Annotated in this window: 19 protein-coding genes; 16 read left to right on the forward strand and 3 right to left on the reverse strand. The window is 36.1% G+C overall.

From position 1 onward, the window contains the following. Positions 1-2: 2 nt before the first annotated feature. The 8 genes from IE056_RS04830 (at position 3) to IE056_RS04865 (ending at position 8599) form a co-directional block, all read left to right on the forward strand. The gene (locus IE056_RS04830) at positions 3-1151 is read left to right on the forward strand and encodes a glycosyltransferase family 4 protein (protein ID WP_189603558.1); all 1149 of its coding nucleotides are present in this window, start codon (positions 3-5) and stop codon (positions 1149-1151) included. Positions 1152-1159: 8 nt separating this feature from the next. Continuing rightward, on the forward strand, positions 1160-2023 hold the full coding sequence (locus tag IE056_RS04835) for a polysaccharide deacetylase family protein (protein WP_189603559.1): 864 nt from the start codon (positions 1160-1162) through the stop codon (positions 2021-2023). A 29-nt stretch (positions 2024-2052) separates the two neighbouring features. Continuing rightward, positions 2053-2925: a GNAT family N-acetyltransferase gene (locus IE056_RS04840; RefSeq protein ID WP_189603560.1), complete on the forward strand. Its 873-nt coding sequence runs from the start codon at positions 2053-2055 to the stop codon at positions 2923-2925. Positions 2926-2935: 10 nt separating this feature from the next. Beyond that, entirely contained in the window at positions 2936-4048 is a 1113-nt protein-coding gene (locus tag IE056_RS04845) for a glycosyltransferase (RefSeq protein ID WP_189603561.1), read from the forward strand. Further along, positions 4041-5132, forward strand: a complete 1092-nt coding sequence (locus tag IE056_RS04850) for a glycosyltransferase family 4 protein (RefSeq protein WP_189603562.1) — start codon at positions 4041-4043, stop codon at positions 5130-5132. The genes IE056_RS04845 and IE056_RS04850 overlap by 8 nt, the downstream gene beginning before the upstream one ends. Positions 5133-5236: 104 nt before the next feature. Further along, the gene (locus IE056_RS04855; protein ID WP_189603563.1) at positions 5237-6346 is read left to right on the forward strand and encodes a glycosyltransferase; all 1110 of its coding nucleotides are present in this window, start codon (positions 5237-5239) and stop codon (positions 6344-6346) included. A gap of 96 nt (positions 6347-6442) precedes the next feature. Further along, positions 6443-7384: a GNAT family N-acetyltransferase gene (locus IE056_RS04860; protein ID WP_189603564.1), complete on the forward strand. Its 942-nt coding sequence runs from the start codon at positions 6443-6445 to the stop codon at positions 7382-7384. After that, positions 7385-8599, forward strand: coding sequence for a hypothetical protein (locus tag IE056_RS04865; RefSeq protein WP_189603565.1), 1215 nt, complete (start codon positions 7385-7387; stop codon positions 8597-8599). It abuts the gene before it with no gap. 667 nt (positions 8600-9266) lie between these two features. On the opposite strand, the gene IE056_RS04870 is transcribed toward IE056_RS04865, so the two are convergent. After that, entirely contained in the window at positions 9267-9983 is a 717-nt protein-coding gene (locus IE056_RS04870) for a DUF8692 domain-containing protein (protein WP_189603566.1), read from the reverse strand. Between the two features lie 144 nt (positions 9984-10127). Here IE056_RS04870 and IE056_RS04875 point away from each other — a divergent pair, with 144 nt between their 5' ends. The 4 genes from IE056_RS04875 (at position 10128) to IE056_RS04890 (ending at position 15042) form a co-directional block, all read left to right on the forward strand. Continuing rightward, positions 10128-11108 carry a polysaccharide deacetylase family protein gene (locus tag IE056_RS04875; RefSeq protein WP_189603567.1) on the forward strand — a complete coding sequence of 327 codons (981 nt, stop codon included), beginning with the start codon at positions 10128-10130 and terminating at the stop codon, positions 11106-11108. Between the two features lie 232 nt (positions 11109-11340). Then, complete coding sequence (locus IE056_RS04880; protein WP_229793657.1) at positions 11341-12975, forward strand: ABC transporter ATP-binding protein; 1635 nt, start codon at positions 11341-11343, stop codon at positions 12973-12975. A 61-nt stretch (positions 12976-13036) separates the two neighbouring features. Beyond that, the gene (locus IE056_RS04885) at positions 13037-13876 is read left to right on the forward strand and encodes a glycosyltransferase family 2 protein (RefSeq protein ID WP_189603569.1); all 840 of its coding nucleotides are present in this window, start codon (positions 13037-13039) and stop codon (positions 13874-13876) included. Beyond that, the gene (locus tag IE056_RS04890) at positions 13873-15042 is read left to right on the forward strand and encodes a glycosyltransferase (protein WP_189603570.1); all 1170 of its coding nucleotides are present in this window, start codon (positions 13873-13875) and stop codon (positions 15040-15042) included. Before IE056_RS04885 ends, IE056_RS04890 begins: the two co-directional genes overlap by 4 nt. Here IE056_RS04890 and IE056_RS04895 read toward each other — a convergent pair. Beyond that, the gene (locus IE056_RS04895; protein ID WP_189603571.1) at positions 15037-16005 is read right to left on the reverse strand and encodes a glycosyltransferase family 2 protein; all 969 of its coding nucleotides are present in this window, start codon (positions 16003-16005) and stop codon (positions 15037-15039) included. The two genes, IE056_RS04890 and IE056_RS04895, sit on opposite strands and share 6 nt — an antisense overlap. 6 nt (positions 16006-16011) lie before the next feature. After that, on the reverse strand, positions 16012-16671 hold the full coding sequence (locus IE056_RS04900; RefSeq protein ID WP_189603572.1) for an acetyltransferase: 660 nt from the start codon (positions 16669-16671) through the stop codon (positions 16012-16014). A gap of 167 nt (positions 16672-16838) precedes the next feature. Between IE056_RS04900 and IE056_RS04905 the strand changes: the two genes are divergently transcribed. The 4 genes from IE056_RS04905 (at position 16839) to IE056_RS04920 (ending at position 20487) form a co-directional block, all read left to right on the forward strand. Continuing rightward, complete coding sequence (locus tag IE056_RS04905) at positions 16839-18011, forward strand: glycosyltransferase family 4 protein (protein WP_189603573.1); 1173 nt, start codon at positions 16839-16841, stop codon at positions 18009-18011. A 118-nt stretch (positions 18012-18129) separates the two neighbouring features. Then, positions 18130-18735, forward strand: coding sequence for a sugar transferase (locus IE056_RS04910; protein ID WP_189603574.1), 606 nt, complete (start codon positions 18130-18132; stop codon positions 18733-18735). 3 nt (positions 18736-18738) lie between these two features. Continuing rightward, entirely contained in the window at positions 18739-19335 is a 597-nt protein-coding gene (locus IE056_RS04915) for an acetyltransferase (protein ID WP_189603575.1), read from the forward strand. Between the two features lie 6 nt (positions 19336-19341). Beyond that, on the forward strand, positions 19342-20487 hold the full coding sequence (locus IE056_RS04920) for a DegT/DnrJ/EryC1/StrS family aminotransferase (RefSeq protein WP_189603576.1): 1146 nt from the start codon (positions 19342-19344) through the stop codon (positions 20485-20487). Positions 20488-20517: the final 30 nt, after the last annotated feature.

Consider the following 20517-nt stretch of genomic DNA (forward strand, 5'->3'; position numbering starts at 1 on the left):
TAATGAAAGTATTATTTGTAATTGATACTCTGAATGGTTCAGGTGCAGAGCGGAGTTTGGTTGAAATATCACAGCATTTTAAAAAGTTTACTCCGGTATTTGCGCACCTCTATACAGGAGATCAATTAAAGCCCAATTTGGAAGATGCCGGAATAAAAGTATATTCCTTAAATATTCCCGGTTCACGAAACTTTTCAAAAGCAGCAAAAGAACTGGAAAAAATCTATGAAAAGGAGAAACCAGACATAATCCATTCCACTTTATTTCGATCGGATGCTGTAACACGTAAGTTAAAATCGAATTTTGACATCCCCCTGATAAGTAGTTTTGTGAATAATTCCTATAACGAACTGCGTTTTCAAAACCAGCCACTTTCTATGCAATTTAAACTGAAGATGGTTCAATTATATGATACCTATACTTCAAGAAAAGTCGATTATTTTATCTCTAATTCTGAAACTATCAAGCAATCTAAGGCGAAATCTACGCTGGTGAATTTAGATAAAGTCAAAGTAATCTACAGGGGGAGGGATATTGATAAATTCGCAAATGTAGAGCAAACAGAAGATTTAGAAGGTTTAAAAAAATCCTTGGGGATAGAAAATAAGAAGGTGTTACTGAATGTAAGCCGACTCATTGAGCGAAAAGGGCAATTAGACATGGTAAATGCCATGCCAGCCATTTTGAAAAAGTTTCCCGATACAGTACTTTTAATAGCAGGTCACGGCGTTTATGAAGAGAAATTAAACAAACGAGCAAAAGAAGTTGGTCTTGAAAATAAAATTAAAGTACTAGGAAGACGACCAGACGTGCCGCAGCTGCTTGCTATTGCAGATCTTTTTGTGTACCCCAGTTATTTTGAGGGTTTGCCGGGCGCATTAATAGAAGCGATGTTAACGGAAAAAATCATTGTATGCTCCGATATTCCAGAAAATATGGAATGTGTAGATGAAAATTCTGCCATTATCTTTAAAAGGGGAGACGTAAAAGACCTCACCGAAAAGGTTTTGGCTGCTATGGACAATGAGCAGAAGTTTGAAGTTTTGGGAAAAAATGCCCGGAAGATTGCTGCAGAAAAATTTGATATCAATCAAATTGCAATGGAATATGAAAAGACTTACGACCAAGTGATAATATCAAAAGCACGATAAACAAGAGAATGAGGAATAAATTGTATTCAGCATTAAGCAGCTTCCATTTCTTTTTTAAAAAGAAATACGCCTACAGGTTAAGGGTGCTTGCTTATCATACAGTGCCAGATGAAATAGTATTTGAGAAGCAGTTAATTTACCTTAAATCCCAGTACAATATTATTAATATAGAAACTTTGAAATCCCATTTCAGGGATAACCAACCATTGCCTAAAAATCCGTTATTGATCACTTTTGATGACGGGGATGTTACTGTACTTAGTAAGGGTTTACCTGTACTTAAGAAACATAATCTTAGTAGCTGTTTGTTTATTATTACGGGTTTAATAAATACCTCAAAAGATGTTTGGATAAAGAGGATAGAGGCTAAGGAAATGAAAGAAGGTAAAACCTATCTTCAGGCAAGGGAAGTGGTGAAAAGTTTTAAACAATTATCCAATGTTGAACGTCTTGGGAGAATGGAAGAATATCCCGAAGTGTCTAAACCACAATTGACCGCCGAAGATTTGAAGGAATTGAGTCAAAATGGAATGTTTATAGCAAACCATACCCACACCCATCCCATGCTCGATAAATGTTCTCCAGAAGAAATTTCAGAAGAACTAACTGAAGCAAAAAAAGTATTTGAAAATTTGCAGTTTTCTGGATTTGATGTATTTGCCTATCCAAATGGAAATGCCGATGAACAAACCACTAAAATCTTGAAAAAATTCAGGATGGAACTTGTGTTTCTGTTTGACCACAAGATCAATAAAAAAAATATGGATCCACTTAACATTTCGCGCATCAGAGTTGATAGCGATATTGAAATGACGGAATTTAAAGCGAAAGTTTCGGGGGCACATCCGTTTTTCTTTCATCTTAGAAAGTAGAATGATCAATTTAATCAACATCTGTAAATATGCTGAAGTTTAGAAAAATAGATTATGATAATGATGTAGATGAAATCATCCAACTTTTAAATGCTAATTTTGAAACCGACCATACAAAAGAAGCCTTTCTTTGGAAACATTTTGCTAATCCTTTCGGGCAATCATATGGCTTGCTTGCAGTAGATAATCAAAGGATTGTTGCGTTAAGGATGTTTATGAGGTGGGAATTTATCTGTGACAATAAAATTATAAAGGCTATTCGTCCTGTAGATACCTGTACAGATCATGCTTATAGGGGAAAAGGACTTTTTAAGAAAATCACACTTCAGGGGCTGGAAAATATCAGGGATGAATATGAACTTATATTTAACACTCCAAATGAGAACAGCAAACCTGGCTATTTGAAAATGGGATGGAGAACCATAGATAGCAACTTTAGCTATAAAGTTGGGCTAATAAACTTTTTGAAAAGAGAAGAAAAATTTATGGAAATACCTTCCAATAAAATTGGCTTTGATAAATTATGGATGGAAGAGCTTCCCTGTCAAACAAACATTTCCAGGGAATACCTGGATTGGAGGTATTCAGACAAAGCTTATAGTATAGCAAAGTTTGATGATGGTGGGATTGTTGTATACAAGGTAACAAAATTGAAAGGGATCAAAAGCATTGTTTTAGTGGATTCCTTTGGAGACAAAAAAAGGAGTGCCCATAGACTCATTTCTGTTTGTTCAAAAAATAAAGCAAAAGCAGTTTATTTTCTGGAAAACCAGAAAAACGAACACCTTAAATTTCTATTGAAGTTAGATCGGGGCACGCAAGCAGTAGTCAGCAAAGATGATAAATTTGGAATCAGTGGTAACATTGCTTTTTCTGTAGGGGATTTAGAAGGTAGGATATAAAAAAGGGTAAATGAAAATTCTTCAGTTAGTAACAAAAAGACAATATAGGGGAGCAGAAGTTTTTGCCGCAAACCTAAGTAGTGAACTCCTTAAGTTGGGGCACGAAATCGTATTTGCTGGTTTATATGAAAATGAAAAAAATGTACTGGAAGTAGAAGGAGCAGAGAACCTAGATCTAAGTTTGATGAAAAAAGGTGCTTTTTCCCTTCCCCTAGTTCAAAAAGTAGTGCGGCTGGTAAAAAAATCAAAGCCCGATGTCATTCAGTGTAATGGCTCTGATACCCTTAAATATATGGTTGCCGCTTCCTTTTTTACTCCCAAAATCCCCTTGGTCTACCGTAATATAAGTATTATCAGCGAATGGTTGTCCAACACACCAAAAAAGCTGCTTTACAAAAAAATTTTTACTAAGATCGATCATGTTTCTTCTGTGGGCGAAGAAGCAATAGAGGATTTTATTAGGACTTTTGACTATCCTCTAAGCCAAACATCAGTGATTAGGAGGGGAATTCCCATTAAAGAAGTCAGATCCCTGTCAGGGAAGAGCCTAAAAGAAGAACTGAATCTTGGAAAAGATGATAAAATTGCGATGCATATTGGTAATTTTAGTCCGGAAAAAAACCATCTGTTTTTACTGGATATTTTCTCAGAATTGAAAACAGAACAGCCTGAAGTAAAATTGGTATGTGTTGGAAATGGTGTCCTTTTTGAAAAAATCAAGAATGATATTCAAGAAAGGGGCTTGGAAAATACGGTCTATCTCCTTGGGTTTAGGAAAGACATTCCAGAACTACTTTCTGAAGCAGAATGTTTTGTCCTTGCAAGCAAAGTAGAGGGTGTTCCTGGAGTGATATTGGAAGCCGCTGCCCAGAAAGTCCCATCTGTTGCCACAAATGTAGGTGGCGTTTTTGAAGTGCTTAAGGATGGCGAATCTGGATTTATGATAGACAATTTTGATAAAAACCAGTTTAAAGGGAAATTACTGGATATAATGAATGATTTAGTTTTGCGGGAAGAAATGGGGAATGAAGCATATAATTTAGTACAGGAAAGTTTTAATCCTGTTAAAAATGCTTTACAGTTCGAGTCTCTTTATAAACATTTGGTTTTAAATAATGCGTAAGTTGAAAATACTTCAATTAATACAAAAGAAACAGTACAGAGGGGCAGAAGTATTTTGTTGTCAACTCTCCAATCATCTAATAGAGCTAGGGCATGAGGTTGAGGTATATAGTATTTACGATGGTAATGCTTCACTGCCATTACTTTATAAACAAGTAAAAACCCTTGCCAGGCCCAGAAATAGAAGGTTTATTGATTATCACGGCTGGTCGCAACTTGCTCGGATCATTGAAGAATTTCAACCAGATATTGTTCAGGCAAATGCTGCCGATACTTTAAAATACGCGGTGTTGTCGAAAATCTTTTTCAACTGGAAGAAACCTCTGGTTTACAGGAATGCAAGTGCCTCCAGTTTTTATGTGAAAACTCGGTTTTCAAAAAAAATCAATGAATTCTTGTTGAAGCGGGTAGATGCAATTGTATCGGTGTCAAAAGCTTCCAAGGATGATTTGAACAAACTATTTCCTTTTACTTCCACGATTACATCTGTTGTTCCAGTAGGGGTTGAAGTAAAAGGGTTTTTAGGGGGTGATCATTTTAAAACAGAATCCCAACACAAAAAAAAGCTGCTCCATATTGGATCTTTCACCAAGGAAAAAAATCATTATGGACTATTGGATATTTTTCAGCGGATTCTAAATGATGAACCGTCAGTAGAACTTCATTTGGTGGGTGAAGGGATCTTAAGGGATAAAATTGAGCAAAAAGTAAGCCAGTTGGATCTGAAAGGTTCGGTTCATTTTCATGGGGAAGTGGAGGACCCAACTTTATTCCTTAAATCTTCTGATATCTTTATGTTACCCAGTCTAATAGAAGGTCTCCCAGCTGTTGTGGTAGAAGCCATGAATCAAAATTTACCGGTGGTAGCGTATAACGTGGGTGGTATTTCAGAAGTACTAAGTAACAACACTGGCTACCTTATTGAGAAGAACAATGAAAGTTCCTTTGCAGATGCTGTTTTAAAAGACTTGGAAAATTCCGATAAACAGAAAGTTGAAAATGCATTCAATTTAGTTTCAGAAAAATTTAGGAATAGTGAGATAGCCAAACAATTTTTGCAGATATATGCTGAAATTCGTTCATGAAAATCTTCTATACTTTTTTCATAACCCAGGCTGTTAATTTATATTAAAAGCTTGTCGACCACCTGCAATCAAGTAAATTTGTGGTCAATAATCATATATTACTAATGCACAAGATCAAAATCCTTCATATAATTAAATCCCTTGGCAGGGGAGGGGCAGAAATGCTGCTTCCTGAGACCCTTAAAATCCACGACACCCAAAAATTTGAATTTCATTATATCTATTTTTTGCCGTGGAAGGATCAAATGGTAGGTGCGTTGGAAGATGCAGGAGGAAAGGTGACCTGTATGGATGCCAAAAACAATATACAACTTTTCCTGCGTTACAATAAGGTAATTGATTATTGTAAAAGGGAAGGAATTGAGCTTATACATTGCCACCTGCCATGGGCAGGGTTTTTAGGTCGATTGGTGTTCAAAAAAACCGGTATCCCTGTTCTTTATACCGAACATAATATGCAGGAACGTTACCATGTGGTTACAAAGAAAATCAATAAATCTACTTTTAACCATCAAAGTATGGCTTTTGGGGTTTCTGAAGATGTAACAAATTCCATAAAAATTAATATAAATCCTTCTGTTCCAGTGAAAACCCTTCTTAACGGCGTGAATACTGATTCTTTTACGAGAAAAGGGGACACATCTATTAGGGAAAAATTAAATCTCCCGAGGGAAGCTGTTGTTTTGGGTAATGTAGCCGTATTTAGGTTTCAGAAAAGATTAAAAGAATGGCTTCAGGTTTTTGCGAAAGTACAAACATCTAATCCTAATGTTTATGGTATCATTGTGGGTGCGGGACCACTAGAAGAAGAGGTCAAAGAAGAACATAAAAAATTAGGGTTGGAAGGAAAGGTTTTTTTTCCCGGGCTTCAAACAGATGTAAAACCCTATTTTGAAGCCATGGATATTTTTATGATGAGCTCCTCATTTGAAGGCTTGCCTGTTGCACTTTTAGAAGCTATGAGTATGGAATGTGCTGTTGTAGCCACCGATGCCGGAGGGATCAAGGAGGTGGTGATCAATGGGGAAACCGGGCTTACCTGTAAGGTTGAAGAATGGGAGAAGTTGAATGGTTTGGTTCAGGTTTTACTTGATGATCCTACAAAACTTGAAAAATTTAAAATTGCTGCGAGAAAAAGGGTCGTTGATGCTTTTAGCTTAAAAATAATGGTGGAGCAACTGGAAGGTCATTATAGTTCATATTATCAAAATTAATTTGATAATAAGATGGGTTCATAAAGTTTAGGAAAAACTTTAAATCGGTTTTACAAGACAACACCTAATGAAATATTCAAATTATTAGTCAGAAAGATGGAGATAAGGGAAGGGACAGAGAAGGATATTCCTGAAATATTAAAAGTACTCAAGGCAAGCCTCGGTGAAACTTCTTCAAAAAAAACAGAAGAAATTTGGAGGTTTAAGCATGTTGAAAATCCTTTTGGTAAATCATTGATCTTGGTAGCTCTTGAAGCTGGGGAAATGATAGGAGTTAGGGCTTTTATGCGTTGGCAATGGCAAAAAGGAAATAAGATCCATACCACCTTCCGGGCTGTTGATACTGCAACCCATCCGAAACACCAGGGAAAAGGGGTTTTTAAAAAACTGACCTTACAAGCAATAGAATTGGCAAAACAAGAAGGTGGACACTTTATTTTCAATACCCCAAATCACCTAAGCCTTCCGGGTTACCTGAAAATGGGGTGGGAAAAAGTTGACAAGCTAAAAGTGCAAATCCAACCAACTTTTCCGTTAAACTGGTTCTCTAATAAGATAACCGATTATAATACAGAAATTAGAACTCCTTCTCAAAATATTAAGACATTGTGCTCTCTTACCAATGAAGATAAGGTGAAGAAGGCTAAATATTTTACCCCAAAATCAAATGAATATCTTAGATGGAGATATGAGGATAACCCATTACAGAAATATGAAGTAATAGCCGATATTTCATTTTATATGGCAGGTTATGTAAAGGAGCATACCTATTTCAAGGAATTAAGGATTGTGGAAATTGTGGTTGGAGATGATGGGGCATATGGCACGATCAAGAATATTATTTCCAATTGGGCTAAAAAATTTGGGACAGCTTTTATTTCAATGGCCAATGAGGATGGTTTAGGTAATTTTTTTATAAAAGGGAATTTTGGTCCCGTGATGACAGTAAGAAAATTGAATCTCCCTAATGAGGAGTTCAATTATTTATTGGATCTGAACCATTTTAATTATAGCTTGGGGGATTTAGAGTTATTTTAAATGGGAGGAGCGATATTTTTAGCTTTAGTGCTTTATCTGGTAAACCAGAGTATTTTTGGATTTTTTAAGAACAGGCATAAGTTTTTTTCTGTTTCTTTAATGAACCAGTTATATTTTTATCACCTTATATTTTGGCTGACCTACTATATCTATGCTTTAAATAATCCATCCGACTCCAAAAACTACTACCGGAATACGCGCGCCTATACAGGAGAATGGCTGGACCTTTACGGTACCAGTACTACCTTTATTGATTTTATAGCGTATCCTTTTACCAATTGGATGGATTTACCTTATGTGGTTGTAATGGTAATATTTGCATGGATTGGCTATCTAGGATTTATCTTCACCTATATTTTTTTCAGAGAAAATATTCCAATAAAAATCAAATTGTTTAAACGGTTCGATTTCCTGTTTATACTTATGTTTTTGCCAAACATGCATTTCTGGACCTCATCTTTAGGGAAGGGCTCTGTTATTTTTCTTGGAATTATGATGTTTGTATATGCCTTAAAAGCCCCGAAGAAAAGATGGTTGACCCTTTTAGTGGGGTCTTTAATAACTTATCATGTGAGGCCGCACGTTTTTATGTTTATGGTAGTGGGGGCAGGCCTGGGTTTTATGAGCGGGAACAAAAAAATATCAATGGCCCAAAAGGTGGGGGCATTTATTGGAATGATTGGATTACTGATATTAATTCAGGATAAAGTATTGGCGGTAGTAAATCTTGGAGGTTCGGAGAATGTGGTGAGCGATTTCCAGGATTTCACCTCCACAAGGTCTCAAGGGCTTAGTGAGGATGCAGGTTCTGGCGTGGATATGGCCAGTTATCCCCTTCCTGTAAAGTTGTTTACCTTCTGGTTTAGACCATTATTTTTTGATGCACCCGGTATTTTGGGGTTAATTGTTTCAGCAGAGAACCTTTTGTATCTTATTATAGCATTTAAAATCTTAAAAAAAGATTTTATTTCCTTTATTAAAAAATCCCCAGCCTTGGTGAAAATGAGTGCTGTGGTCTTTTTTATGACTTCCCTGGCCATGACTTTTGTTATGTCAAATCTGGGGATCATCATGCGCCAAAAGTCGATGGTGATGTACTTTCTGTTTTTTGTGATTTATTATTATATGGCAGAAAAGAAGTATAAAAGAATGGTTAAGCTTAAGAAGCTACAAAAAAGAAGAAAAGAAGAAATCATGCATAGAGCCCAGGATTAGAGTATCATTAGCATCGATGCTTCAGATTATTATGGCGTATTCATAAGTACGTTAAAATAGTGATTATCAAGCAATTAATTCTTATATTTAAGTATAATAAAACCCCGAAAACGAGTCTCTAGCTCAAAAATCGGGGTTTTAATCTTAAATCGTAGATACAAAATACAAAGAATTTCCAACTTTCAGCATAGTTTTTCCTTCTCATCTTTTATTCAACAATTTGATTCATTTTACCAGCGCTTTTTGCAAGGTGATTTGGGCAAGATCTATCTGGCAATCCTGTGGGATGAACTGGTTCGTTCCTTTGAGCTTTTGGATTCCAAGATGGGGCCTAGGAAAGCTATGCCTTGTTCTCCAAAACCAAGGTTAAAAGTCCAACCATTATACCTGAAAAAACATTCGATATTAAACATCCACTAAAAAAATACCCGACAAGAGGTACTTACCGGGATATTATTGGCTTCTTCAAGAGGAATTTGACTTACTTTTGAATATGCCTATGAAGGAAAAGCTATTTAACAAAGTCCCGACTCTTTAAAAATCGAGACTTTGAAATATTCACTTATTTTTAAAATATAAAAAATATTTTATCAAAATAAAATTCTCAGGATTGAATTAGTAGAGATACTGGAGGTTTTTACTTATTAGGAATAACTTTACTCCATTTTCATTTTTTCGTAATACTTGAAATTAGATTGTTTTGGCGTAGATGTAAACATAAACAATAGCAAAGTATTAAACTACCTGAAATCATTTCTCCGGAATCTTCAATGACAGTAAGTGCACCTGAGCCTGGCAAATCCTTGAAGAGACTATGCACCATATCTACTCCTACACCAAAAAATACTAATACTCCCACTATTAAAATGAGGTGTAAAGTGACTTCCCTCGTTTTTCTTTCACCCAGAAATAATGCATGTGTAAAAGGTAAAACAAAAGTAGCCCCAAGCATTCCTGCTATTGCTAATTCTCCGAAATCCTGGGCTCTAAGTCCTAATGCTGCTTCGATGTTAAAAAAGTTAACAAGGTTTCCTCCAAAAGTTTCGTGAAAAGCAAAAGCATCATCAAAAAATAATACTAAAAAAAACAGGCTCCAAATTAAATAAATGCCTTTTCGTTGTCGGAAAAATAAAATTGTAAGTAGTAAAGCACTGGTGCAAAATTGGAAATATTGAAACATCTCAGCATATCCAAAATCCATGTCGAGCCTTAACTGCAGAGTACCTGCATCTGTTACAGGAAGAGAAAAACTGTATACATGTAATGCGATGAAAAGCAAATCAATACCTAATAAAAACATTAGGAACTTTTGAGCGGGTGGAAAGTAGTTATTGATTTTTACTGTTGTAGGAATTCTGAAAACGGATGTAATAAATTGTGTCATAATTTTTTTTTATAAAACTATTGACATTTTTACCTAATTATCTTAAAATTAAAGTAACATCTTCTTAAGGTTAAATTAAAATGTTCAGGTAATCCTTCTTGAATTTAAGGTTTTATTAGATTTGCCTGATTGAAAATATTATTTATGAAAAAAAAAGGAATTTTTGTTATCTCTTTAGATCTAGAACTTATCTGGGGAGTATTTGATAAGGTGGATTACAAAGAGAAAAGTTCTTACTTCAAGAATACAAGAGAAGTCATTCCGGAAATTCTTGATTTATTTTCAGAGTATAATATTGAATGTACCTGGGCTACAGTGGGGATGCTCTTTAACTCCACCTGGGAGGAATGGAAATCTAATTTTCCGGAAAATTTTCCGGAATACCAAAATGAAGGTTTATCGGCCTATGCTTATGGAGAATCAATAATGTCTCCTGAAACTGAATTCTACTGTTTTGCCAAAGAAATCATAGAAAAAATAAATGCCACTCCCAGTCAGGAAATTGGTACGCATACGTATTCCCATTATTACTGTTTAGAGCCGGGACAAGACCTGCAGTCCTTTGAAGTTGATCTCAAAAAATCCATTGAAATGGCAAGAGCAATGAACATTGAATTAAAATCCCTGGTTTTTCCCAGGAACCAGTTCAACAGTGAGTACCTTAAAGTTTGTAAAAAATTGGGTATAGAAAATGTGAGGTCCAACCCAACAGATTGGTTTTGGCAAGACACTCAAAAAGATTCGCTGAAAGACAAAATTTTCAGGACTGGGGATGCTTACTTGGGACCAATAAATAAATCCTACTCCATAAGTTCATTAAAAGCCGAGAAAGATAAACCCCTTGCGCAAAAAGCGAGTAGGCTGTTACGACCATATTCCAATAATAAGATCCTTAACAAATTAAAAATCGACCGGATAAAATCTGAAATGACCTATGCTGCCCGTAACGAAGAAATTTACCATTTGTGGTGGCATCCGCACAACTTTGGCAGTAATCCACAGGAGAATTTAAAAGACCTACAGGTGCTCCTGGAACATTACAAAAGATGCCATAAAGAGTTTGGGTTCCAATCTTTGAATATGGATGGGGTGAATAAGCAATTCCAAAATATTCTTAGGAATTGAAATAATTTTTTTTTGGCTTATCCAAAGCTTCTACTGTCAATGCACTTCATCCAGTGACTTTAACTTATATTTGAACAATTAACCCATTTAAAAAAGTGCTTTGATAGCAAATAAGAGTAGCAAATATTTTTTTTATTTTTATCGTTACTTAAAATACAGGGTTTTCATTACTTTTATTTTAAGTTTATTGGTAGGGCTATTGGATGGTATAAGTTTAGCACTATTTATTCCTTTGTTAAAGTTAGTAGTACAGGACGAAGTCTCTAGAGATGGTTTTATTGCAGAATTTGTGTTGGAGGTATTGGATATGCAGTTGACACTTCCCAACATTCTTATATTGATCTTTGCATTTTTCAGTTTAAAGGGTCTTGCGAAATTTTTTGAAGGCTATCTTAGAGTTCTTTATCAGCAGTATTTCATGCGCCGGATCAGGATTTCAAACATAGACCTTTTAAGTGGTTTCAAATTTGAAAGTTTTGCCAAAATGGATGCTGGAAGAATTCAAAATACATTCAGCGGGGAAGTTGGGAGGGTGTCCCACGCCTTTCAAATATTCTTTAAGTCCTTTCAATATGGGGTTCTTGTAATTATTTATATCATTCTCGCTTTTTCTGCAGATCCTATTTTTTCACTTATGGTTACCGTAGGTGGATTGTGTATACATTTTGTTTTTAAAAGTTTTTATAGTCGTACCCGGTTTTTGTCCAACAGATTTACGGCACAAGCACATGTTTTTGAGGGATTGTTGATTCAAAAGGTCACATTTTTCAACTACCTGAGAACCACTGGATTGAGCCTAATGTATGGGGAAAAATTGAAAAGTAAAATTGTAGAACTTGAAAAAGACCAAAGGCGGATTGGGTTAATTGATTCTTTTTTAATTGCTTTACGTGAACCACTCGTTATTTCGGTAGTAGTCATCGCAATTTATTTACAGCTCCAGTTTTTTGCTGAAGACATCACGTTGATGTTTTTAAGTCTTCTGCTACTTTATAGATCTCTCTCTTATTTTATGGCAATGCAGGAACAATGGAATTTGTTCCTTGGATTTTCAGGTTCTCTGGAAGGAGTTCAGCAATTCACAGAACATTTGGAGCAGCAGCAGGAGAGAAATGGTAAGTTTAAATTTAATTGTTTTAAAGATAAATTGGAGTTGGAAAACGTATTTTTTAAATACGATCAAACTCCTGTGCTAAGAAACATTGATCTTATCATTCAAAAGAATGAAACTATTGCCTTTATAGGTGAAAGTGGATCGGGCAAGTCTACTTTAATGCGCATAGTTTCGGGTCTTTTGCTTCCTTCAGAAGGAAATTATTCCATAGATGGGAGACCTATTAAAGAGTTAGAACTGTATTCCTTCAGAAGCAAAATTGGTTACGTCCCTCAAGAAGTTCCGATTTTTAGTGACAGTATATTTAACAATATCACCTTTTGGGCACCAAAATCACCTGAAAATATAGAAAAGTTTAAGAAGGCTGTAGCACAGGCTTCAATTTATGATTTTGTAATGGCGCAACCAGAACAAGAAGAAACGTACCTTGGTAGCAATGGGATTAATTTGAGTGGCGGACAAAAACAAAGGATAGCCATTGCGAGGGAATTATACAAAGAAGTGGATTTTTTGTTCATGGATGAAGCCACTTCATCTCTTGACGGAAAAACTGAGGCTGTTGTTCAAGACAACATTAAGAAACTTAAAGGTAAGGTCACCATCGTAATAATTGCCCATCGACTTGCCACCATAAAATCTGCTGATCTTATTGTACTCCTTAACAATGGGGAAATTGCCCAAACTGGTTCTTATCAGGACCTGTTAAGGGATTCTAGCGTCTTTCGGGACATGGTGAAATTGCAGAAAGGATAGTGTGATTTTTTCTATACTGAAAAGTTTAGAAGTATCCAGAGGTAAATTAAAAAAAAATATTTTGCTTATTTCCATTATTATACCTACTTATAACAGAAAAGACAGTCTCTCTCGGTCTATTAAGAGCGTATTGGACCAAACAAATGAAGATTGGGAATTGATCATTATCGATGATGGATCCCGTGACGGAACAGGGGAAGGGCTGGAGCCTTATTTGGTGGACGAAAGGGTGAAATATTATTATCAGCCACACCAGGGTGTTGCTGTTGCTAGAAATTTTGGTGTGGAAAAATCAAAGGGTTCCTATATAGTGTTTCTGGATTCAGACGACACGTTTTACCCAGAACTAATACATTTTTTGCAGTCTTGTAATATTTCGAAATATGATTTGGTCTGTTGGGAAGTATTAAAGATTATAGACGGCAAGGAAGAATTATGGAAGCCAAGAAAACTTAGTAGGTTTTATAACAATATCCAGGCTTCCTTTTTAGCAGGAAGTGTTGGCTATAAGAAGTCTTTGTTCTTGAAGGTGGGTGGATATGACCCAGCTATGGATTTTGGGGAAAATTATGAGCTTGGATTTAGGATTAGCAGGGAGAATAAGCTTAAAATCAAAATTATCAATAAGCCCCTCTTGAAATATAATGTTGATACAGGTTCAAGAACAAGTAATTCTCTCGACAATAGGTTGAAGTCTGGTCTTCACCAATATGCAAAACATAAAAAGGAGTATGAAAAGCACCCAAAAGAAAAAGCTCAAATGGCCTATATCATTGGACATGTTTTTGAGAAAAAGGGCGAGAAAGATGCTGCTTTAAAATATTACAAGGAGTCATGGGAAAGTGGAAAATCAAAATTGAAGGCACTCGTTAAAACCATTTATTTAACCATTATTAAATGAAGGTACTTTATATAATAGATTCTTTGGTGGGATATGGTGCTGAAAAAAGTTTGGCTCAAATGGCACTCCAGTTCAAGGAGGTAGAGCCGGTTTTTATCCACTTGTATAAAGGTGATGAGATGAAACCAATACTTGAAAAGCATGGAATAAAAATTCATTCCCTTAATTTGGAACCTAAAACAACATTTAAAAAAATTAGGGCTTTGGTCATCCCCATTGTGAAAATCGAAAAGCCTCAAATTATCCATTCCACACTTTTTAAAGCAGATAAGGTGGCGCGGGGCATCAAAAAACATTTTCCCAACATTTTGTTAGTAGGAAGTTTCGTCAGCAATTCATATAGTAAAAACAGATACGGGAGATTAGATTTTGTGTCACGGCTCAAGTTGTTCTCCACACAAATTCGGGATAGGATTTCTATATCAAAAGTGGATTATATAATTAGCAATTCACAGGCAATTATGGAAACCAATCTTCACGCGTTAAATGTTCCAAGGGAAAAAGTAAAAGTAATTTATAGGGGGAGAAAAATTGAAAAGGAGGATATTTCTGTTGAACCACAAATAAATTTTAAACAGGAACTGGGACTTTTAAGTTCCCAAATTGTCTTTCTAAATGTAGGAAGGCTGCACAAGGGCAAAGGACAGAGAGACCTTGTATTTTCTTTTAAAGACCTAGTACAGGAGGTGCCAAATCTTGTGCTTTTGATTGCTGGTGAAGGTTACCTTCGGAAAGAACTGGAGGATTTGATCCATACTTTGGATTTGCAAGATAAAATCTATTTGTTGGGGTATCGGGAGGATGTACCGCACCTTTTGGCATTGGCTGATTATTTTATTTTTCCATCATACTATGAAGGGCTTTCCGGGGCACTCGTAGAAGCAATACTTGCCAAAATACCTTGTGTAGTTTCCAATATTCCAGAAAACAGGGAATGTTTTCCAGAGGAGGGTGGGCTTTTCTTTACTGCCGGGGATGTGAAAGAATTGAAAAAAAGAATGCAGGAAGCCCTTTCACTTGATTGGGAAACAAAATTAGCTGAATCACAGGAATACGCACGTGCTAAATTCAACATACGAACAGTAAGTAAGGAATATGAAGATTTTTATAAAGAAATTTATGACGGGTTTTGTCGGGAAAAAACTAGGATAAATTTCCTTTTATAGCTCACCTTTTTTCAGTCTATAACTAGAATAATTCCATAGGTGTTGAAAAGCCTTAATTGATTTAAACGATAGCAAGGAATTATAAATTGAACTGTGGTACAATTTAAAGATGCGATTCCGAAAATGAATGGACTTTTCAGGTTCATTTATCCTCTGGTAATAATTGGCTAACTCCTTAAATGTATTGATCAATAAAAGTAGCTTTGTATCTGATGTAGTTGAACTCCAAATCCCTTCAGGATGCACCCTGTAAGCTGCAGGTTCAATATTATTTATGAATTTCCCTTTGCCTTTCTGCCCTAAGAGGCTGTAAAGGAAAATATCCACATTGATTACTTTTAATACTTCCTTTGGGATCGTATTAAATATGTTTTCGAACAAGATAGTAAGGGTAGCTGGATGCTTCCAAGGAAAATTCAATTCTTGACAGGAAAGGTCACTGCGAAGAGGTGAAGCAGGAGATAAAGGTAGAAAATCCCCATTTTCATCAACCGAATGAAATTCATGGTAACAAATACTGTAGTCTGGATTTTGTTCCATGAAATACGTCTGTTTTTGTAATTTTAGCGGGTCCTTCCAAATATCATCCCCTTCACAAACGGCAATGTATTTACCTTTGGCCGAAAATAAATTATACAAAACATTAAAATTGCCTGTTACTATATCTCCTACCTTTATTTTGTTCTCCGGATGGTGCAAAAATAGTTTTATTCTTCCTGGATGTTTTTCTGCATATGCAACACAAATCCCCCTTGTCCTATCATTAGAACAATCTTCCCCCAGAAGTATTTCAAAATCGAAATTTGTATGTTGTCCCAATATGCTGTTGAGACAGTCTTCAATGTAGTTTTCATGCTGGTAGGTTTGGACACAGACACTTACCAAAGGATTTGGGCCTACGGTATTTTTGTATTGATAAACTTCTTTTTTCTGGTACTTGTTCAAAAATCCGTTGAAATCCATCAAGCCTTATTTTAGAAATCTGCCGGCAACCTGGTCATAGGTAGTACTTCTTCTTTTCGTCCCTTTGTTGGTAAAAACAGATCCTTCTAGAGTATCTGTCTCTATGACACACCCCATCCCAATAATATTGTTTTTGCCCAAAGTAATATTCTGCTGAATAGAAGCATTCAAACCAATATAACAGTTTTCTCCAATATTTACATTCCCACCCGTTTTACAGCCGCTTAACAAGGAGGTGTTTCCAATGATTGTATGGTGGCCAATATCTGAAGTAAATAAAATGGCATTGTCGCCAATTTTAGTGAATGGCTGCAAAACGCAACCTTCATCTATAAAAGTGTTTTTTCCAACAATCAAATTGTCCCACGTTCGTGCCTTGGATGAAATATAAGAGGCGAAACCAAAACCTTTTGCACTGACTGCATCAAATATCTTCTTGCGGGTTTGGTTGTTTCCTACCGCAATAAAAATTGAATACAAATCACTGGAATAGGTGTTTTCCACCTCTTCAAATTCCAATATAGGTTTTCCCATCAATAAAGAAGTATCGAGATAGGCTTTCTCCATACAAAACGCCTCTACGTCAAATTCACTATCATTCTCAAAGACATACGCGGCATATTCCGCATATTTTCCTACACCATATATTATAAGTTTTTTTTTCATAGAGGATTTAATTGGTACAAATATAATTATTTTCCAGCATTACCTTGTAGTGCTGCCCTTTTCCCTAGGAGAAGGGCAGTTGTTTCTGAGGAATAAAGAAAACCGATTAACATATTTTTTGGTTCTGTGATAATTTAAAATTCTAGATTTGTTGATTATCTAAAACCATGGCTAAATTAATAAGGATTACCACCATTCCACTTTCGCTTGAAAAGCTTCTGGAAGGACAATTAACTTTCATGTCAAATAATTATGAGGTTACTGCTGTTTCTGCGGAAAAGAAACGTCTGGAAAAATATGGACAGGAAAATAAAGTGGACACGTTCCATGTTGGGATGACCAGGGAAATCACACCTTTATTGGATACTAAAGCCCTCTTAAAGCTATATTCTTTCCTCAGGAAAGAAAAGCCTTTAATTGTTCATACACATACTCCAAAAGCTGGAATTATCGGGATGTTGGCGGCTAAAATGGCCGGTGTACCAATTAGGTTGCATACAGTTGCTGGTATGCCGCTCATGGAAACCACAGGTGCAAAGCGACGCATTTTGAACAATGTGGAGAAACTAACGTATGCCTGTGCTACAAAAGTGTACCCAAATTCTGAAGGACTCTATAAAATCATTTTGGACGAAAAATTTACATCCGAAAATAAATTGAAGGTATTGGGTAAAGGAAGTTCTAACGGAATCGATACTAATTATTTTAATCCCGGGCAGTATAGCGAGGAGGAAAGGGCTGAATTTAAAAAAAGACTAAAAATTCCAGAAAATGACACCGTGTTTATTTTTGTGGGCAGATTAGTTGCAGACAAGGGGATAAACGAATTGGTACAAGCCTTTGAAGAGCTCGAGAAAATTCACGGGAATATTTCTTTGCTGCTTGTTGGTCCGTTTGAACAGGAGCTGGACCCTATTAGTGAAACATCGCTAAGATTGATTAATAGTTGTCCTAAGATTTTTACAGTGGGTTACCAAGAGGATGTTAGGCCATATTTGATGGTTTCAGATGTTTTGACGTTTCCTAGTTATAGGGAGGGATTTCCTAATGTGGTAATGCAGGCTGGAGCAATGGGGTTACCTGCAATAGTCACAAATATTAATGGCTGTAATGAGATAATAGAGGAGGGGAAGAATGGAACGGTCATTCCGGTTAAAGATAGGTCAGCATTACAGGGTGCAATGCGGAAAATGGTGGAGAATAAATCCTGGCGAACCCAGCTACAAAAAAACGCAAGAAAAAAGATCACAGATAATTTTGAACGTGAGATTTTTTGGCAACTACTTTTAGAAGAATATAAACTTCAGGAAAAATATTTGGGTGAAAAAAAATTTAGTTGATGGTCCATTAATCATCTATTATTAGAGGCGGAATTTCATGATTGAATTTTGTTCTTTAACAAAATTTTACCTGAATATTATATTGGAAAACCCTTATTTTGTGGTCAAATGTAGATTTGTGTACCAAAAAATACTAAAGCCCCTTATTGATTTTACTGCCGCACTAATAGGACTTTTTTTTCTTTCCCCTCTTTTTGTTCTAGTAGTGATCGTTTTAGGATTTGCCAATAAAGGTAATCCTTTTTTCTTTCAGGTGAGGCCGGGTAAAAGCGGGGAATTGTTTAGGATAATCAAATTTAAGACGATGACAGATGCGAAGGATGCAAAAGGATGTCTGCTTCCTGATTCTAAAAGATTAACGGCTGTTGGAAAATTTGTAAGGAAAACCTCCCTTGATGAAATTCCGCAGCTTATCAATGTTCTTAAATTAGATATGAGCTTAGTGGGACCTCGGCCATTGTTGCCAGAATATTTGAAATTGTACACAAAATTCCAGAAACAACGGCATTTGGTGAGACCTGGGATTACAGGCTGGGCACAGGTAAATGGTAGAAATGCAATAAGTTGGAACAGAAAGTTTGAATATGATGTATGGTACGTGAACCATTTATCCTTTGCGTTAGATATCAAAATTTTATATATGACAATTAAAAAAGTTTTTAAATCTGAAGGTATAAATGCCGCAAATACGGCAACAACAGAACCTTTTAACGGTAAGAATTAAGGAATGAACTTATATGGGGCCAGTGGTCATACCAAAGTTATAATTGATATTGTCAAGTCAAAAAATGGACAGATAGATTATGTTTTTGATGATAACCCGGAGATTAAAAGTATATTGGGTTATGAAGTAGTAAATTATCCCACAGAGGAAATGTTGAAAAGCAAATTGAACGTCATTGGGATTGGAAATAATAGAATACGCAAAAAAGTGGCAGATTCTTTAAAAGGAGGGGTGCATCCTTACATTTCACACCTTTCTGCAGTTATTTCAGCTTCTGCTGAAATTGGTGACGGCACAGTCATTATGGCCAATGCCACTATAAATTCAGAAGCTCAAGTGGGGAAACATTGTATAATAAATACAGGAGCTGTTGTTGAGCATGAAGTGATATTGGAAGATTACGTACATATTTCTCCAAATGCCTCCATTGCGGGAGACGTCCAAATTGGAGAGGGGAGCCATATCGGTATTGGTTCTTCTGTGATTCAGGGGCTAACGATAGGAAAATGGGTCACTGTGGGGGCAGGTGCAGTAATTATTGAAGACATTCCCGATTATGTCACGGTAGTGGGAAACCCAGGTAGAATAATAAAAACTTGAAATAATATGGGTCATAAAAAAATTTGGCTTTCTACTCCGCATATGGGAGGAAATGAACAAAAATATATTAATAAGGCCTTTGAAGAAAACTGGATAGCTCCATTAGGACCCAATGTAGTAGGGTTTGAAAAAGATTTGGAAAATTATCTGGGCGAAGGTGTCAAAGTTGCAGCATTAAGTTCCGGTACCGCTGCGCTGCATTTGGCATTGATCATGCTGGGCGTGCAGAGAGGAGATGAGGTAATATGCCAAAGTCTTACGTTTGCTGCGTCGGCAAATCCTATTGTTTATTTAGGTGCCACGCCGATTTTTGTGGATAGTGAGGAGGAAACTTTGAATATGAGTCCTTACTTTTTAGAAAAAGCAATAAGGGATAGGATCAAAAAAGGTAAAAAACCAAAAGCAATTATAGGAGTTCATTTATATGGTATGCCTTATAAAGTTGATGAAATCCATTCCATTGCCAAAAAGTATGAAATTCCAGTAATTGAGGATAGTGCGGAGGCTTTAGGAAGTTCTTATAAGAACCAAAAATGTGGGACTTTTGGAGACCTTTCCATATTGTCTTTCAATGGGAACAAGATAATTACCACTTCTGGTGGTGGTGCTTTGGTTACTAAAGATGCTGGAAAAAAAGAAAAAGCTATTTTCCTCGCCACACAAGCCAGGGATCAGGCTCCGCATTATCAACATAGTGAAATAGGATACAATTATAGGTTGAGCAATGTTTGTGCTGGAATAGGTAGGGGGCAAATGGAGGTGCTTGATGACCATGTACAAAAAAGGCGGAACATCAATGACTTTTACAAAGGGTTATTTAAAGATCAAACTGGGGTAAAAGTATATAGTGAACCTAAAAATACGTATTTTTGTAACCACTGGTTAACAGTGATAACTATAAAAGGAAATGCCAATCCAAAACTAAACCGCGAGAGACTAAGGTTATTTTTGGAAATAGAGGATATTGAGAGTCGTCCCCTATGGAAACCTATGCATTTACAACCTGTTTTTCAAGATGCACCTTTTTATGGGGAAAGTATAGCTGAAAATGCATTCACCACTGGTTTATGTCTTCCTTCAGGGTCAAATTTGGAACAAGAGGAAATGCAACGAATAGGTGATGCAATAAATGGCTTTTTGAAAGAGGTATAGCAGTATGAGGATTAGGAAAAGAGAGATATA

The organism is Salinimicrobium marinum (genome assembly GCF_014651535.1).
GTDB lineage: Bacteria > Bacteroidota > Bacteroidia > Flavobacteriales > Flavobacteriaceae > Salinimicrobium > Salinimicrobium marinum.

Excerpts from the sequence above, each read along its gene's own strand:
- IE056_RS04830 (WP_189603558.1), top strand. The coding sequence starts at position 3 with ATGAAAGTATTATTTGTAATTGATACTCTGAATGGTTCAGGTGCAGAG.
- IE056_RS04835 (WP_189603559.1), top strand. The coding sequence starts at position 1,160 with ATGAGGAATAAATTGTATTCAGCATTAAGCAGCTTCCATTTCTTTTTT.
- IE056_RS04840 (WP_189603560.1), top strand. The coding sequence starts at position 2,053 with ATGCTGAAGTTTAGAAAAATAGATTATGATAATGATGTAGATGAAATC.
- IE056_RS04845 (WP_189603561.1), top strand. The coding sequence starts at position 2,936 with ATGAAAATTCTTCAGTTAGTAACAAAAAGACAATATAGGGGAGCAGAA.
- IE056_RS04850 (WP_189603562.1), top strand. The coding sequence starts at position 4,041 with ATGCGTAAGTTGAAAATACTTCAATTAATACAAAAGAAACAGTACAGA.
- IE056_RS04855 (WP_189603563.1), top strand. The coding sequence starts at position 5,237 with ATGCACAAGATCAAAATCCTTCATATAATTAAATCCCTTGGCAGGGGA.
- IE056_RS04860 (WP_189603564.1), top strand. The coding sequence starts at position 6,443 with ATGGAGATAAGGGAAGGGACAGAGAAGGATATTCCTGAAATATTAAAA.
- IE056_RS04865 (WP_189603565.1), top strand. The coding sequence starts at position 7,385 with ATGGGAGGAGCGATATTTTTAGCTTTAGTGCTTTATCTGGTAAACCAG.
- IE056_RS04870 (WP_189603566.1), bottom strand. The coding sequence starts at position 9,983 with ATGACACAATTTATTACATCCGTTTTCAGAATTCCTACAACAGTAAAA.
- IE056_RS04875 (WP_189603567.1), top strand. The coding sequence starts at position 10,128 with ATGAAAAAAAAAGGAATTTTTGTTATCTCTTTAGATCTAGAACTTATC.
- IE056_RS04890 (WP_189603570.1), top strand. The coding sequence starts at position 13,873 with ATGAAGGTACTTTATATAATAGATTCTTTGGTGGGATATGGTGCTGAA.
- IE056_RS04895 (WP_189603571.1), bottom strand. The coding sequence starts at position 16,005 with ATGGATTTCAACGGATTTTTGAACAAGTACCAGAAAAAAGAAGTTTAT.
- IE056_RS04900 (WP_189603572.1), bottom strand. The coding sequence starts at position 16,671 with ATGAAAAAAAAACTTATAATATATGGTGTAGGAAAATATGCGGAATAT.
- IE056_RS04905 (WP_189603573.1), top strand. The coding sequence starts at position 16,839 with ATGGCTAAATTAATAAGGATTACCACCATTCCACTTTCGCTTGAAAAG.
- IE056_RS04915 (WP_189603575.1), top strand. The coding sequence starts at position 18,739 with ATGAACTTATATGGGGCCAGTGGTCATACCAAAGTTATAATTGATATT.
- IE056_RS04920 (WP_189603576.1), top strand. The coding sequence starts at position 19,342 with ATGGGTCATAAAAAAATTTGGCTTTCTACTCCGCATATGGGAGGAAAT.